Genomic DNA, 15,184 nt, shown 5'->3' on the forward strand with positions numbered 1-15,184 from the left:
TCACGTCAGCAAACTGACGTGATTGGGCCCCTAAATCTAGCCCCTCAGCGCCGCCCCAAGTTTTGCTGCGGCCGTTACCACCTTGTCGGCAATCACTTTCAGCTCGGCGTCGGTGAAGCTCTTTGCCGTCGGCTGCAGCGTCACTTCGATCGCCAGGCTCTTCTTGCCTCCCTCGACACCAGCCCCGGTAAACACGTCGAACAACCGCGCGCCAGTGATCGCCGTCTTGTCGGCACCCTTCGCCGCGCGCACCAGCGCATCCGCCGCCAGATCGGCCGGCACCAGGAAGGCGAAGTCGCGCGTCACTGCCTGCAGTGCCGGCGGCGTGTAAGCGGGGCGCATGAAACCAGACGCGCGCTTGGGCGGGATAGCGTCGAGATAGAGTTCGACCGCAGCGACGGGCGTATCAAGATCGAACGCCTTGAGCACGCTCGGATGGACCATGCCGAACGCGGCGAGCACGGTCTTGGGCCCCAGCCGCAGCGTGCCGGACTGGCCGGGATGCCAGCAATCGCCCGCTTCCCCCATGACCTGCAGATTATCGACCGGCGCGCCCGCGGCGGCGAGCAGGGCGAGCGCTTCGGCCTTGGCGTCGAACGCATCCGCACTCGTCGCCTTGCCACCGCGCCAGCCGCGCGGACGCGCGGCGCCGGCGAGCACCAGCCCCAGCGTGGCGCGCTCCTTGTCGGCCAGGTAGCGGCGGCCGAGCTCGAACAGGCGCACGCTGGTCGCGCCGTGCTTGAGATTGCGTTCGGCTGCCGAAAGCAGGCCGGGCAATAAGGACGGGCGCATCACCTTGAGCTCTTCGCTGATCGGATTGGCGAGCGTCCAGGCGCCAACGCCGAACGGCGCGGCCTGCGCTTCGGACAGGAAGCTCCAGGTGACCGATTCGTCGAGCCCGCGCGCGGCGGCGGCGCGGCGCACGCGGCGTTCGAGCTTCTGTTCGGGCGTGGCGGTCGGTTTGGCGACGCCGGGCAGGCGCGGGAGTGGCGTAGAGGGCACGTTGTCGATGCCCTCGATGCGGATCACTTCCTCGACCAGATCGGCGGGGCCGTCGACATCGCGGCGCCAGCTGGGGATCGTCACCGACCAGTCGGCGTCGACCACGAAGCCGAGCCGTTCCAGGATCTCCTGCTGGCGCTCGGCTGCGATGGCCAGGCCGCCGAGCGTTTCGGCAAGCGCCGGATCGTAGGTGATGTTGCGCGGCGCAACTGGCGGGCTGCCGGCGCGAGTCACTTGGCTGGCGGTGCCGCCGCAAATGTCGCGCACGAGCGCCGTGGCGATAGCCAGGCCGTCGTCGAGGAAGGCCGGATTGACGCCGCGCTCGAAGCGCTGGCGCGCATCGCTGGTCAGCGCCAGCTTCTGGCCGCTGCGGGCGATCGCGTCGGGATCGAAATAGGCGCATTCGATCAGCACGTCGGTGGTTGTTTCTGACACGCCCGAATGCTCGCCGCCCATGATGCCGCCGATATCATGGACCTGCGCGTCGTCGGCGATCACCGTCATCGTCTCGGCGAGCGTATACGTCTTGCCGTTGAGCGCGAGCACCTGTTCGCCGGCCACCGCTTTGCGCGCGACGAGGCCGCCGCTGAGCTTGGCGCGGTCATAGACGTGCAAGGGGCGACCGAGATCGATCATCACGTAATTGGTGATGTCGACCAAGGCGGAGATCGGCTTCTGGCCGATCGCGGTAAGCCGGCGGCGCATCCAGTCGGGTGCCTCGCCATTGGTGACGCCGCTCACCGACTGCGCGTAGAACGCGGGGCAGCCTTCGGGATCGTCAGTGCGCACGTCGGGGCCGGTGCCCTCGCCCATGACGACGGGGACATTCAGCGCAATGAGCGTGCCGAGACCGGCCGCGGCCAAGTCTCGCGCGATGCCGTACACGCCCATGCAATCCTGCTTGTTGGGCGTGATGCTGACGTCGATGACCGGATCGGTGAGCCCGGCATAATCGGGATAGGAGGTGCCGATCGGCGCGTCGGCGGGCAGCTCGATGATGCCGTCATGATCCTCGCCGAGCTCCAACTCGCGCGTCGAGCACATCATGCCGTTGGACACCACACCGCGAATCTCCGCGACCTTCAGCGTGATGTCGCTGCCGGGGACGTAGGCCCCCGGCGCACCGAACACGCCGACCAGCCCGGCGCGGGCATTGGGCGCGCCGCACACGACCTGCATCGGGCCGTCACCGGCATCGACCGACAGGATCTGCAGCTTGTCGGCCTGCGGGTGACGTTCGGCGCTGAGCACCTTGGCAACCTTGAACGCGGCGAGCTTGGCGCCGGGATTCTCGACGCCTTCGACTTCGAGGCCGATGCGGGTTAGCGTGTCGACGATCTCGTCGAGGCTGACATTGGTGTCGAGGTGCTGGCGGAGCCAGTCGAGGGTGAACTTCATGACAAAATCCCGTCACCCCAGCGAAGGCTGGGGTCTTTGTGTGGCTGGGCGTTGCACGCGCCAACGGTGAGACCCCAGCTTTCGCTGGGGTGACGATGGGGGGCGGGGTGACGTGTCGGGTTTTGCATCATGCGCCCACCCCGCCGGACAGCGTCGGCACGTCGAGCGCGGAGAAGCCATAATGCTTCAGCCAGCGCACATCGCTTTCGAACACCGGGCGCAGATCGTCGATGCCGTATTTGAGCATCGCCAGGCGATCGATCCCGCAGCCGAACGCGAAGCCCTGCCATTCGTTGGGATCGAGCCCGCACGCCTCGATCACCTTGCGGTGGACCATGCCGGAGCCGAGCACTTCCATCCAGCCATCGGAACCGCCGATCACGCGCTTGCCCTTGTCGAGGCTGAAGCCGACATCGACTTCGGCCGAGGGCTCGGTGAAGGGGAAATAGCTCGGCCGCAGGCGCAGCACGACATCGTCGCGCTCGAAGAAAGCGCGCAGGAACGTCTCGAGCGTCCATTTGAGATGGCCGAGCGTGATCCCCTTGTCGATCACCAGCCCTTCGATCTGGTGGAACATCGGCGTGTGCGTCGCATCCCAATCGGAGCGATAGACGCGGCCCGGCGCGATGATGCGGATCGGCTCGCCCGCATTCCCCGAGCGGCGTGCGACTTCGACCATGGTGCGGATCTGCACCGGCGAGGTGTGCGTGCGCAGCACCATCGGCGGCTCATGCTCGCCGGCGAGATAGAAGGTATCCTGCATGGCGCGCGCGGGGTGCGTCTCGGGAATATTGAGCGCGCTGAAATTGTGCCAGTCGTCCTCGATCTCGGGGCCGGTGGCGACGGCGAAGCCGAGATCGGCGAAGATCTCCGCCAATTCGTCCATCACCTGGCTGACCGGGTGGATCGTGCCGGCGGGCGGCACATCGGCGGGCAGAGTCATGTCGAGCGTCTCGCGCGCCAGCCGCGCATCGAGATCGGCCCGCTCCAGCGTGTCTTTACGCTCGGCGACCGCCTCGGTGACCGCTTCGCGCAAGCCCTGGATGATCGGACCCTGCACCAGCCGTTCCTCGGGCGACATCTTGCCCAATGTCTTGAGCAACACCGTCACCGCGCCCTGCTTGCCGAGCGCATGCACGCGACACGCCTCCAGCGCGTCGAGCCCGCTGGCGGTCTGGATCGCGGCGACGAGGTCCGTCTTCAGCTGGTCGATATCGGTCACTTGCTACTCCGTCCCCGCGAAGGCGGGGATCCATAATGACGTTGGAGATAACGAAAAGGGCGCGGGTGGCCTAGACCACCCGCGCCCCCGATGTCGCTTGCTCGCAGATCGCCTTAGGCGGCCTGGGGCAGAGCCGCCTTCGCCTGCGCAATGATGGCGCTAAACGCAGCCGCCTCATGCATCGCGAGATCGGCCATGACCTTGCGGTCGAGTTCGATCCCGGCGAGCTTTACGCCGTGCATGAACGTGCCGTAGGTCAGGCCTTCCATGCGGACGGCAGCGTTGATGCGCTGGATCCACAATGCGCGGAACGAGCGCTTCTTAACCTTGCGATCGCGATACGCATACTGGCCGGCCTTTTCGACGGCCTGCCGCGCGATGCGGATCGTGTTCTTGCGGCGGCCGTAATAGCCCTTTGCCTGCGAGAGAATCTTCTTGTGCTTGGCGTGGGTGGTTACACCCCGTTTGACGCGTGCCATATTCTATTCCTTTCCGCTCAGCCGAGACCGTAAGGCGCCCACGCCTTAACGGTTGCCGTATCGGCCTTGGACAGCACTTTCATGCCGCGATTCTGGCGGATATACTTGCCATTGTGATGCAGCAGGCGGTGACGCTTGCCGGCGACGCCGTGCTTCAGCAGCCCGGTGGCAGTGAGCTTGAAGCGTTTTTTGACGCCGCTCTTGGTCTTGAGTTTGGGCATTTTCGTCCTTTCAGTTTCGCGGAGCGTTTATGAACGGCCACGGCAGCCCATACCGGCCGGGCAGTTCCTCTATACTCGCGGAAGAGCGGGGCGCATAACCGCCGGATGCACGAAATGCAAGGCGCCAAGTTGGATGGGGGAACGATTCGCTTTGGTCGCCGGTTGCAGCCGCTATGGCGATTGACATACCCGTAACGACCCAATCCGAGCCGGCACCCGAACCTGCGGTCACGCCGCCCGCTGCGACACCCTGGCACCAGCGCCGCTATGGCAAGCATACCCCTTGGGGCTGGCTCAAGCGCATCCTGCTATGGCTGGCGATCGCGATCTTAGCGGTATGGGCGATCTTGTTCATCACCAAGGGGCGGTTCCTCAAGCACACGTTTGAATCGGTCGCGGGCAAGCTGACGCATCGCGAGGTGAAAGTTGGCGGCGATTTTCAGCTCTATTTCGCGCCGTTCGATATCAAGCTGCTGGCCGAGAAGATCAGCGTGTCGAACCCCGATTGGGCGCAGAAACGGCATCTGTTCGAAGCGGCGCGAATCGACACGCGGATCGCCCCCCTGTCGTTGCTGTTCGGGCGGCGGCGGCTCCACTGGCTCGACCTGACCGACGCGGCGATCGATCTGGAATGGAATGCGGCGCATGATCGCAACACCTGGACGTTCAGCGAGACCAAGGGCGGCAAGCCGTTCGAATTGCCGCTGATCGGTCGCGCCACCGTGGCCGGCACGACGCTGCGTTATCTCGATACGCAGCTGTTGCTCGATACCACGCTGGCGTTCGAGACGATCAAGTCGCGCGCCACGCGAATCGAGGATGCGGTGCGCTTTACCGGCAAGGGCGTGGTGCGCGGTACGCCGTTCCGGCTGACCGGGGCATTGCTCTCGCCTAACCAGACGGCGGCGCGCGGCGCCAACAAGCTCGAACTGCGTGCCTTTGCCGGGCGTAACCAGATCGACATGACCGGCACGCTGCCGAGCGTCGCCGAGATCGAGAACGTGCCGCTGGCGGTCACCGCGCGCGGGCGCAACGTGGCCGAGCTGCTCGCCATCCTTGGTGTGCTGACGCCCGACACGCGCGCCTACCGGCTCAACGCGCAGCTGGTGAAGACCGGCATCGACTATAAGTTTACCGGACTGAAGGGGCGGTTTGGCGACAGCGATATCGCCGGGCGCTTCACCGTCCGGCAAAGCCAGCCCAAGGTGCATATCGAGGCGGCGTTGACCACGCGGCGGCTGGATATCGTCGATGTCGCGCCGTTCATCGGCTACAATCCGGATATCGTCGCATCACGCGGGGCGATCGCCGCCGCTGCCGCGACCGGCGCGGCGCCGGCGCGCGTATTGCCCGATGCGCCGCTCAACGTCGCGGCGATGAAGGCGTTCGATGCCGATGTCACTTACCGCGTCGGGCAGGTGCGGTCGCGGAGCGTGCCCATTTCCAACATCGCGCTGACGCTGAAGCTCAAGGATGCGGTGCTGACGCTGTCGCCGCTGACCATGACCATGGCCCGCGGCAAGGTTGCCGCCGACGTGGTGATCAACACGCGCCGCCGCCCGGCACTGACCGATTACGATATCCGCCTGGCGCCGACGCCGATGGGCGTGCTGCTCGCCGGTTGGGGGGTCGAGGAAGCGGGCACGACCGGCACCGTGAAGGCGCGGGTCAAGCTCGTCGGGCGCGGCGATACGGTGCACGATTCGCTCAGCACCGCCAATGGGCGGATCGCCATCATCCTGCCGCAGGGCAGCTTCTGGGCGCGCAATATCCAGCTCTCCGAACTCGATGTCGGCACCTATGCGCAGCGCCTGTTCCAGGGCAAGTTGAAGGAGCCGGTGCAGATCAATTGCGGGCTGATCGGCTTTACCGTGCGCAACGGCATCGCGGCGGCCGATCCGATCCTGATCGATACGCGCAAGAACGTGATGATCGGGCGCGGCGGGTTCAGCTTCAAGAACGAGGCGCTCGATCTCGCCTTCCGCGCCGACAGCAAGAAGTTCAGCGTGTTGGCCGGGCAATCGCCGGTCGGAATCAACGGCTATTTCTCCAAGCCGGGGATCAGCGTAGTCAGCAATCAATTGCTCGCCCGCGCCGGCGTCGGTCTGGGGCTTAGCCTGGTGGCCACGCCGCTCGCCGGCATCCTGGCGTTCGTCGATGTCGGCGACGCCGAAGGTGCGGCATGCGGCCCGATCCTGGCCGGGGCGACTGCCAAGGGACAGCGCACCAAGGATGGCAAGCCGCGCGACGATGTCGGCAAGGGCACGACGGCCAAGGCCGAGGACGGCAAGAAGACCAAAGACGAGCGCAAGGGCCAGAAGAAGAAGTTCCTGGGGATTTTCTGAGCCGGCCCGTCACCCCAGCGAAAGCTGGGGTCTCAATGGGGCAAGGGCGGCCCGCGCCCCAGCTTTCGCGGGGGTGACGGTGGCGGAAGGTCGAGCCCTCAATGCCCCCGGCAGTCGAGCGCTTCCATGATCTCCTCGATCCGCGCCGGATCGCCCGCCGCGATCACTTCGCCGATGCTGTCGGCGGTCAGCGGATCGCCCGCCCAGTCGCACATCCGCCCGCCCGCGCCTTCGACCACCGGCACCAGGGCGGCGAAATCGTAGATTTTGAGGTTCGCCTCGACGACCACGTCGAGCCAGCCGCTCGCCACGCAGCCATAATTATAACAGTCGCCGCCCAGCACGGTGCTCATCGTCGCCGCGTCGAGATGTTCGAAGGCATGCAATTGGCGGTCGTCGAATGCCGCGGGCGAGGTCGTGCCGAGCAACGCCTTGCCCAGATCGGCGCAACGCCGCGTCGCCGCCGGCTGGCCGTTGAACGTGGTCGGCTTGCCCACCGCGCCGACCCAGCGCTCGTGCAGTATCGGCTGGTCGATCACGCCGAGCATCGCCCAGCCCTCGACCATCAGCGCGACGAGCGTGCCGAAGGTCGGCCGCCCGGAAATGAACGCGCGCGTGCCGTCGATCGGATCGAGCACCCAGGCGCGGCCGGACGTGCCGTCTTTCACGCCATATTCCTCGCCGATGATCGCATCGTTCGGATAGGCCTGTTCGATCAGCGTCCGCATCGCTGCTTCGGCGGCGCGGTCGGCCAGCGTGACGGGGGACGAATCCTCCTTCGCTTCCAATCCGTGAGGCTGCCGGAAATAGGGGCGGATCGCAGCGCCGGCGGCGTCGGCCAGGCGGGCGGCGAAGGCGATGTCGGTTTCGGTGATGCGCATGGCCCTGCCTAGCCAGCCGCGCCGCGGCATGCCAGCCCGAAGGCACGCGGTGCGACGCGCAACCGTAACGATGCGCTGGCATCACGCGGTGATGCGCATGTTATTCCTTCTCGCCACCGGCGCGCTGGTCGCCGCCATGCCCGCCGCCGCGCAGTTGCGCCCGCTGGTCGAACCGCCGGCGTCCGCCGCCGTGGCGCAGGGCGCGGGGGTCGCGGTGTTCCTGATCAATGAAGGCGCGATCGACCTGCCCGCGATCGGGCCAGCGGAACTTGACACGGTGGCCAAGGACGGCACGCCGTTGCGGCTGGTCGCGGCGCCCGATGGCGCGCCGATCGTCCGCGCGGGCAGTTTCGTGCGGTTGCAATACCGCTTGGCCGTGCAGCGCGTGGCGGCAGACGCGCCCGTCGCGCCGTCCGCCGTCGCCGAAAGCGTCACCGTCGCGTCGCGCGGCGAATCGCGCGGCCTGCTCGGGCGCTTCACCACGCACGAGCCGACCTATGGAGTGTTCGGGCTGCAGGATGCCGGCGCCAAGCTGCAATTGAGCTTCGCCTTTCGTGCGCTTGGTCGCGACGACGGGCCCCGGCTGACCCTGGCCTATACGCAGAGCATGTTGTGGGCGATCGATCAGCCGTCGGGGCCGATCGTGCCGACGACCTATAGCCCGGAAGTGTTCGTCGATGTGCCGCTGAGCGAGTCGTTGTTGGTTGGCGGCGGATACCGCCATGATTCGAACGGCGCCGGGCCGTTGCACTCGATCGACGCCAACCGCATTTTCGCCCGGGCGACCAAATCGTTCGACCTGGGCGGCGGGTGGCGCGCGGACGTTACGCCGCAGGCGTGGTTCTATCTTGGGCCGCAGGGCGTCGCCCCCGATCTCGATCGCTATTGGGGCTATACCGCGCTCACCGCCTCGGTGGGCAAACAGGATGGCATAAAGCTCGCCGCCATGCTGCGTGGCAATCCGGGCACCGGCAAGGGCGCCGGCGAGCTGTTCCTATCCTATCCCCTGACCAGGCTCGGATTGCCCGGCGTGTATCTCCTCGCGCAAGGTTTTACCGGATATGGCGAGGCGCTGAGCACGTATGATCGCCGCGATCGCCATGTGCGGCTGGGCATTGCCTTTACGCGCTGATCGATCAGCAATGGACCTTTTCCGCCACATAAACACCGCTTGTTAGCAGTTCGGATCTAACGCTCATCGCATTGGAAGAGCGGTCGAGCGTTGCTCCTATATCGGGGCAGGAAAGGGCGGAGCGGAAGGCGCGGTATGTCGGGGGCGAATGCACGGCGGGCGGCGGAAAGCGCAGATGCGGGCGATCTGTTCGACCGGGTCGGCGCGTTCCTGCGCGATCACCGCCTGAGCCCCGATCCGGCGCATTATGCCTTTGCCTATCGCGTGCTGACCCAGCCCGACAGCGTCGCCGCCCGTACCATGCAGTGCCTGTCGGCAGACGGCATCCGACTATCGCGGCGTGATATCGAAGCGCTCGGCGGGCGGGTGCATGAAGGCGCGCCGACCGGCACGACCGCGGCGCCCGATGCGACATCGACCGTGCGTGACGGGCTGGTCGCGCAAACGCAGATGCAGGTCGACGGATTTTCCGACATGGTCCAGGCGATGCGCGCCGAGGCGGAAGATTTCGGGCGCGATCTCGCCGCCAGTGCCGATGCCATGCGGCAGGAGGATATGCTGGCGATCGACGACGTCATCCGGCTGACCGGCACGATGATCGATCGCGTGCGGACGGCGGAAACCCGGCTCGACGCCGCGACGCGCGAGGCCAACGAGCTGCGCGCCAAATTGGAGGAAGCGCGCGACAATGCGCGGCGCGATCCGCTGACCGATCTGCCCAATCGCCGCGCATTCGAGGAGGCCTTCGCCCAAGCCGTGGCGAACGGGCAGCGCGTTTGCATCGCGGTGTGCGATGTCGATCGCTTCAAGACGGTCAACGATCGCTTCGGACACGCCGTGGGCGATCGCGTGTTGAAAGCGATTGCCGAGGCGCTGTCGCAGGCCTGTGGCGGGCATCTCGTCGCGCGTTATGGCGGCGAGGAATTCGCCATCCTGTTCGCCGATCTCGATCGTCCGGCGGCGCAGCGCACGCTGGATGGCGCGCGCCAGGCGGTGGCGGCGAAACGCTATCGCGTGCGCGGGTCGGACGAGCCGCTCGGCGAAGTGACCTTCTCCGCCGGGCTGACCTGCGCCGCGCCGGGCGAACCGCTGGCGGCGGCGTTCGGTCGCGCCGACACACTGCTCTATACCGCCAAGAACGCTGGCCGGAACCAATTGCGCATCGGCTGATCCAGCATCGCTAAAGGTTAGCGAAAATTGCCACCTGGATTCGCCCCGTTTGCCATCGCGAACCCACGCATTTAAACATATCCAAGCATCTCAGGGGCTTAGGAGTTTGGCACAGTCCCTGCAATTGTCCTGGCATCGGCGGACGGATGGTCCGGATCGCCGCCAAGCACAGGGAATATCGCCATGACCGTTCGTTTCGAAGCTCTCCAGCGCGCCGCTTTCTCCGCCGTCGCCGCTCTGTTCGTCGCCACGCTGATGATCAGCGCTGCCGTTCCCGTGTTGCCGATCGCCTGATCGGCAACACCCAGGAGTTTCCGACCATGAACCGTAGCATTGCCCTTGGCATCGCCTCTTTCGCGATCACCATCCTCGCCCTGATCGGCCAGCACGCCGCCTTCGCCTCCAGCGCCATCGGCTGAGGCCGACGGCTCAGGCCGGCAGCGCGCTGCCGAGCGACCCGACCTCGCTTAATTCGCCACGCGAATAGGTGCCGATTAGCAATCCGGCGCCCACCACATGCCCCGCCATCGCCTGCACCAAGGCGGCACGGCCCGGCGTCGCGCCCGGATCGGCAACGCCCGCATCCAGCGCGAACAATTGGAACGCATAAGCGTGTTCGCCATGTCCGGTCGGTGGATCGGGCGGCAGCCAGCCTTCGCTGAAATAGGAATTGCGCCCGACATCGCCGCTGTCCGCCGCGCCCGTGCCATCGGCCATGATCGCGCCCTCGGCGATGCGCCCGGCGTCGGCGGGCAAGCCCCACACGATCGCATGCACCAGTGGCGACAGCGCCGGGGCGTCGGCATCTTCGACCAACAGCGCCAGCAACGCCGTGCCCGTGGGCACCGGCCCCCATACCAAGGGCGGCGACACGCCGTCGCCATCGGCGGTGAAGCGTGGCGGCAAGCGGCCCTGATGGCCGAAGGCCGGGCTCGACAGATCGATCGTCGCCGCCGCCTGCAGATCGTCCTGCGCGATGGCCAATTTGTCCGCGCCGGCGCGCAGGCCGTGCAGCGCGGCGCCGAGCCAATGGGGGACGTGTTCCAGCATGGGCATTCTCCTGTCATTCCCAAGCGCCGAACGCGCGGCAAGTTCCGAATCCTCGCGCCACACGGCGAAATCGTGCCTATACTCTTCCCACGGGCATGCCGCCCGGCGAGGAAACGGCCATGGCGAAGAGCCAGAAAAAGTCGAACAAGGAAGTCCGCAAGCCCAAAGCCGAGAAGGTCAAGACGATCGCGGCCAACAGCTCGACCAAAAACAAGACCGTCGACATGGTCACGATCAAGAGCTGATGCCGGATACCGATGACAGCTTCGTCTATGACGAGGTAAGCGGGGAATGGCTCAGCGCGGCCGATGCGGCGGCGGCGCCGGGCGAGTCCGGTGTGGTGGTGCGCGATTCGGTCGGCAATGTGCTGGCCGATGGCGATCAGGTGACCTTGATCAAGGATCTGACCGTGAAGGGCGCGGGGCAGACGCTCAAGCGCGGTACGCTGATCAAGTCGATCCGGCTGACCGGCGACGCGCAGGAGATCGATTGCCGCTTCGAGGGCATCAAGGGCCTCGTGTTGCGCGCCGAGTTCGTCAAGAAGCGCTGAGTGCTGGAGCTCCCGCAAGGCTGGCGCACGGCGCTGGGCGGCATCGATCTGACGCCGCTCGACACGTTCCTCGCGGCGGAAGCGGCGGCGGGCAAGCAGATCTTCCCCGACGCCGCCGATCGCTTCCGCGCGCTCGCGCTGACGCCGCCCGATCGCGTTCGCGTCGTATTGCTCGGCCAGGATCCGTATCATGGCGCGGGGCAGGCGCATGGCCTGTCCTTTTCGGTCCGGCCCGGCGTGCGCACGCCAGCCTCGCTGCGCAACATCTACCGGGAATTGGCCAGCGACCTCGGTATCCCCGCGGCGCCACACGGCTTTCTCGACCATTGGGCCGAGCAGGGCGTGTTGCTACTCAACACCGTGCTGACGGTAGAAGCCGGCAAGGCGGGATCGCACCGCAAGCGCGGCTGGGAGGGCTTTACCGATGCCGTGATCGCGCATGTCAGCGCGCATGCGCCGCCGAGCGTGTTCATGCTGTGGGGCAATCCAGCCAAGGAGAAAGCCATCTTGATCGACGATATCGCGGCTGGCGGCCGACATTTGGTGCTCACCGCGGCGCACCCGTCGCCGCTGGCGCAGGGCAAGTTCTTCGGCTCGCGGCATTTCTCGCAGGCCAATACGTTTCTGGAAGCGCATGGCCGCGGCGCGATCGACTGGGCGTTGCCGGCGCGATGAGCCTGGACCGCTTCCTCGACGCCCAACGCGACAGCTATGCCACCGCACTGGCCGAGCTGCGCGCCGGCAGCAAACGCAGCCATTGGATGTGGTTCATCTTCCCGCAGAGTGCGGGCCTCGGGCAAAGCCCGACCGCGCGTTTTTACGCGATCCGCGATCTCGATGAAGCGCGCGCGTATCTGGCGCATCCCTTGCTGGCCACGCGGCTGGGCGATTGTACCGATGCGATGCTTGGCTGGGCAGGTAAGCGCTCGGCCGAAGCCATTCTCGGCGGGATCGATGCGGTCAAGCTGCGCTCGTCCTGCACCCTGTTCGAGGTGGCGGGCGACGACGCGCGGTTCGGTCGGTGTCTCGATGCCTTTTACGCTGGAGCGCGCGATGCGGCGACCTTGGCGCTGCTCGACTGACGGAGCCAAGCCGCGCATGGCACGTTCTGCTTGTCGATCGAGGAGAGACCAATGCCCAAGACCCTGAACGACATTGCCGAAGCGATGAAGGACATCGATTTCACCATGCTGTCGACGCATACCGCGGATGGCGCAATCGGCGCGCGGCCGATGAGCAATAATCGCGAAGTCGATTATGATGGGAACAGCTGGTATTTCACCACCGACGATACGCGCATGGTGAGTGATATCGCTGCCGATGCCAATGTCTCACTCTCCTTCCAAAGCACCGCAGGCTTGCTCGGCTTGCGCCCATTCTTCATCGCGATCGAAGGCCGCGCGGTGTTGGTGCGCGACAAGACCGCCTTTGCCGACCATTGGACCAGCGGACTCGATCGCTGGTTTCCGCAGGGCGTCGACACGCCGGGCCTGGTGCTGGTGAAGGTCGAAGGGGTCCGCGCACATTATTGGGACGGCGAGGATGAGGGCGAACTGGTGCTGAAGCCCGGCGTCGCCGCATAACAGGGGGGAGCGGGGGTATGTTGCGATCATGGCTCCAGCGGTTGGTCGGCCAGCCGCTATCGTCTGCCGCCCCTGCGCCGGCCATGTCGACCGAAGGAGATGTTGCGGCGGAGATGCGCGCGCATATCGACCGCGCGGTCGCAACCGGCTTTGCCGATCAGGACGATATCCTTCAGGCGACCATCGATGCCTTTTCCGACGAAGCCGATGCTGCCGCGATCGAGCGGCAGGCGCCGGACATGATCCGGCAGGCGTTCGCGCGCCATCGCGCCCAGCAACAGTCATGGCCCGTCCTCACCGATTGCGACCGGCTCGATGCGGCGTTCGCCGCGCTGGAGGATGACGGGGTCATCGCCCGACAGAATTTCAGCTGTTGCGGCAATTGCGCCTCTACCGAAATCTGGGCCGAGATCGATGACGCGCGGGATGCCGGTCGACCCGCGCGCGGCTATGCCTATTATCACATGCAAGACACCGAATCGGCGGCCGAAGGGTACGGCCTGTATCTCGGTTACGGCGCTTGTGCCGAGGGCGAGGCCGCGGCCTTGGACGTTGCCCGGGAGATTATCGCGCAACTTTCCGCGCACGGCCTGCACAGCGAATGGGATGGCAGTATCACTCGGCGCATCGCCGTGCCGCTCGATTGGAAGCGACGCCAGACGGCGTGATGCGATGCTGCGCGCAGTAATCCGGACGGCCGATCTTTTTCTTACAATCGCGCCCGCCGCGCCGCAGTTGACCCTGGCTTTGGGCGCGTGCGCCGTGCCCTGCCCGCAATTGCGCTATTCTTAATCGTTGCGGCTCGTTATTGCCGGCCCGCGCGGCGAACCAGGCGACGCGGCCAATCTTCGAGGAGTGCGAATGACCGATAGGCAGACTGTTGCCGTTGTGGGGCTGGGCTATGTCGGCCTGCCCCTGGCCGTTGCATTGCAGCGCTCCTCCGACGTGATCGGGCTCGACGTCGATACCAAGCGGATCGAGGAACTCAAATCGGGCTATGATCGCACCGGCGAGATCGATGCCGATCGCCTCGCGGCGTGCGGCATCACGCTGACCGCGACGCCCGAGGACGCCCGCGGTTGCGCGGTCTATGTCGTCACCGTGCCGACGCCGGTGGATGCCAACAACCAGCCCGATCTGTCGATCGTGATGGCCGCCACGCGCACCGTCGCCGGTTTGCTCGACGGCGCCAACAAGCCGCTGATCGTGTACGAAAGCACGGTCTATCCCGGCGTGACCGAAGAGATTTGCGGGCCGGAGATCGAACGGATCAGCGGACTCGTCTCGGGGGTCGATTTCTTCCTCGGCTATTCGCCCGAGCGGATCAATCCGGGCGACCGCGAACATACCGTCGACAAGATCATGAAGGTCGTGTCGGGCCAGACGCCCGAAGCCCTGGAGCGCGTCGCCGCGCTCTATTCGCCGGTCACCACCGGCGGCGTGTTCCGTGCCGCCTCGATCAAGGTTGCCGAGGCGGCCAAGGTAATCGAAAACGCCCAGCGCGACATCAACATCGCCTTCATGAACGAGATCGCCTCGATCTTCGCGCCGCTCGACATGTCGGTGTGGGACGTGCTCGCCGCCGCCAACACCAAATGGAACTTCCTGCCCTTCCGCCCCGGCCTGGTCGGCGGCCACTGTATCGGCGTCGATCCCTATTATCTCGCCTTCCGTGCGCAGCAATTGGGCTGCGACCCGCAGGTCATCCTGGCCGGGCGCGGCACCAATGACGGCATGGCCAGCTGGGTCGCCGGGCAGATCGATCAGGCCAATGTCGGCGCGCAGGGCGGCACGCGCGGCACGGCGCTGGTGCTGGGCCTGACCTTCAAGGAAGACGTGCCCGATCTGCGCAATTCGAAAGTGGTCGACATGATCGCCGCGTTGGAGACGCTCGGCTATGCCGTCAGCGTCACCGATCCGCTGGCCGATGCGGCGGAAGCGCTGCACGAATATGACATCACGTTGGTCGAGGACCTGCCGGCCGGCGAAACCTACGACGTGGTGGTGCTCGCCGTGCCGCATGCCGACTATCGCGCGTTCGACGCCGCGCGTATCACCGCCTTGCTCGCCGAGGGCGGCCTGTTCGCCGATCTCGGCAATTCCGTCGCTCCCCGTCTGGCCGATAGCGGCCTGCGCATCTGGACTCTGTAA

At 66.1% G+C, this 15,184-nt stretch carries 16 protein-coding genes; 10 read left to right on the forward strand and 6 right to left on the reverse strand.

The genetic code is table 11. The features are described from left to right. Positions 1–36 precede the first annotated feature (36 nt). The 4 genes from pheT to rpmI all read right to left on the reverse strand — a co-directional run bounded on the left by pheT (position 37) and on the right by rpmI (position 4,322). Positions 37–2,400, reverse strand: a complete 2,364-nt coding sequence (gene pheT, locus U1739_RS09600; protein ID WP_332707175.1) for a phenylalanine--tRNA ligase subunit beta — start codon at positions 2,398–2,400, stop codon at positions 37–39. A 127-nt stretch (positions 2,401–2,527) separates the two neighbouring features. Continuing rightward, a complete protein-coding gene (gene pheS, locus U1739_RS09605; RefSeq protein WP_332707178.1) occupies positions 2,528–3,622 on the reverse strand; it encodes a phenylalanine--tRNA ligase subunit alpha in 1,095 nt (364 codons plus the stop codon). Positions 3,623–3,735: 113 nt separating this feature from the next. Then, positions 3,736–4,101 carry a 50S ribosomal protein L20 gene (rplT, locus tag U1739_RS09610; protein ID WP_261293861.1) on the reverse strand — a complete coding sequence of 122 codons (366 nt, stop codon included), beginning with the start codon at positions 4,099–4,101 and terminating at the stop codon, positions 3,736–3,738. A 17-nt stretch (positions 4,102–4,118) separates the two neighbouring features. Next, a complete protein-coding gene (rpmI, locus tag U1739_RS09615; protein WP_261293860.1) occupies positions 4,119–4,322 on the reverse strand; it encodes a 50S ribosomal protein L35 in 204 nt (67 codons plus the stop codon). 173 nt (positions 4,323–4,495) lie between these two features. Here rpmI and U1739_RS09620 point away from each other — a divergent pair, with 173 nt between their 5' ends. Next, the gene (locus U1739_RS09620) at positions 4,496–6,667 is read left to right on the forward strand and encodes an AsmA family protein (protein WP_332707181.1); all 2,172 of its coding nucleotides are present in this window, start codon (positions 4,496–4,498) and stop codon (positions 6,665–6,667) included. Positions 6,668–6,765: 98 nt separating this feature from the next. Here the strand turns inward: U1739_RS09620 and hisN are convergent, their stop codons facing one another. Next, on the reverse strand, positions 6,766–7,548 hold the full coding sequence (gene hisN / locus U1739_RS09625; protein ID WP_332707184.1) for a histidinol-phosphatase: 783 nt from the start codon (positions 7,546–7,548) through the stop codon (positions 6,766–6,768). A gap of 49 nt (positions 7,549–7,597) precedes the next feature. On the opposite strand from hisN, the gene U1739_RS09630 reads away from it, so the two are divergent. Continuing rightward, on the forward strand, positions 7,598–8,680 hold the full coding sequence (locus U1739_RS09630; RefSeq protein ID WP_332707187.1) for a phospholipase A: 1,083 nt from the start codon (positions 7,598–7,600) through the stop codon (positions 8,678–8,680). Between the two features lie 135 nt (positions 8,681–8,815). Continuing rightward, a complete protein-coding gene (locus U1739_RS09635) occupies positions 8,816–9,850 on the forward strand; it encodes a GGDEF domain-containing protein (protein WP_332707190.1) in 1,035 nt (344 codons plus the stop codon). Positions 9,851–10,279: 429 nt separating this feature from the next. On the opposite strand, the gene U1739_RS09640 is transcribed toward U1739_RS09635, so the two are convergent. Continuing rightward, on the reverse strand, positions 10,280–10,900 hold the full coding sequence (locus U1739_RS09640) for a YbhB/YbcL family Raf kinase inhibitor-like protein (RefSeq protein WP_332707193.1): 621 nt from the start codon (positions 10,898–10,900) through the stop codon (positions 10,280–10,282). A 119-nt stretch (positions 10,901–11,019) separates the two neighbouring features. On the opposite strand from U1739_RS09640, the gene U1739_RS09645 reads away from it, so the two are divergent. The 7 genes from U1739_RS09645 to U1739_RS09675 all read left to right on the forward strand — a co-directional run bounded on the left by U1739_RS09645 (position 11,020) and on the right by U1739_RS09675 (position 15,184). Then, positions 11,020–11,145: a hypothetical protein gene (locus tag U1739_RS09645; protein WP_332707196.1), complete on the forward strand. Its 126-nt coding sequence runs from the start codon at positions 11,020–11,022 to the stop codon at positions 11,143–11,145. Then, positions 11,145–11,450, forward strand: coding sequence for an alkylphosphonate utilization protein (locus tag U1739_RS09650; RefSeq protein ID WP_332707199.1), 306 nt, complete (start codon positions 11,145–11,147; stop codon positions 11,448–11,450). Before U1739_RS09645 ends, U1739_RS09650 begins: the two co-directional genes overlap by 1 nt. Next, a complete protein-coding gene (ung, locus tag U1739_RS09655) occupies positions 11,451–12,125 on the forward strand; it encodes a uracil-DNA glycosylase (RefSeq protein ID WP_332707202.1) in 675 nt (224 codons plus the stop codon). Next, a complete protein-coding gene (locus U1739_RS09660) occupies positions 12,122–12,532 on the forward strand; it encodes a DUF1810 domain-containing protein (RefSeq protein ID WP_332707205.1) in 411 nt (136 codons plus the stop codon). The genes ung and U1739_RS09660 overlap by 4 nt, the downstream gene beginning before the upstream one ends. Before the next feature lie 51 nt (positions 12,533–12,583). Continuing rightward, the gene (locus U1739_RS09665) at positions 12,584–13,033 is read left to right on the forward strand and encodes a pyridoxamine 5'-phosphate oxidase family protein (RefSeq protein WP_332707208.1); all 450 of its coding nucleotides are present in this window, start codon (positions 12,584–12,586) and stop codon (positions 13,031–13,033) included. 17 nt (positions 13,034–13,050) lie between these two features. Continuing rightward, positions 13,051–13,701, forward strand: a complete 651-nt coding sequence (locus U1739_RS09670; protein ID WP_332707211.1) for a DUF6891 domain-containing protein — start codon at positions 13,051–13,053, stop codon at positions 13,699–13,701. Between the two features lie 193 nt (positions 13,702–13,894). Further along, on the forward strand, positions 13,895–15,184 hold the full coding sequence (locus tag U1739_RS09675; RefSeq protein WP_332707214.1) for a nucleotide sugar dehydrogenase: 1,290 nt from the start codon (positions 13,895–13,897) through the stop codon (positions 15,182–15,184).

Source organism: Parasphingomonas puruogangriensis (assembly GCF_036663635.1).
In the GTDB taxonomy this organism is placed as follows: domain Bacteria; phylum Pseudomonadota; class Alphaproteobacteria; order Sphingomonadales; family Sphingomonadaceae; genus Sphingomonas.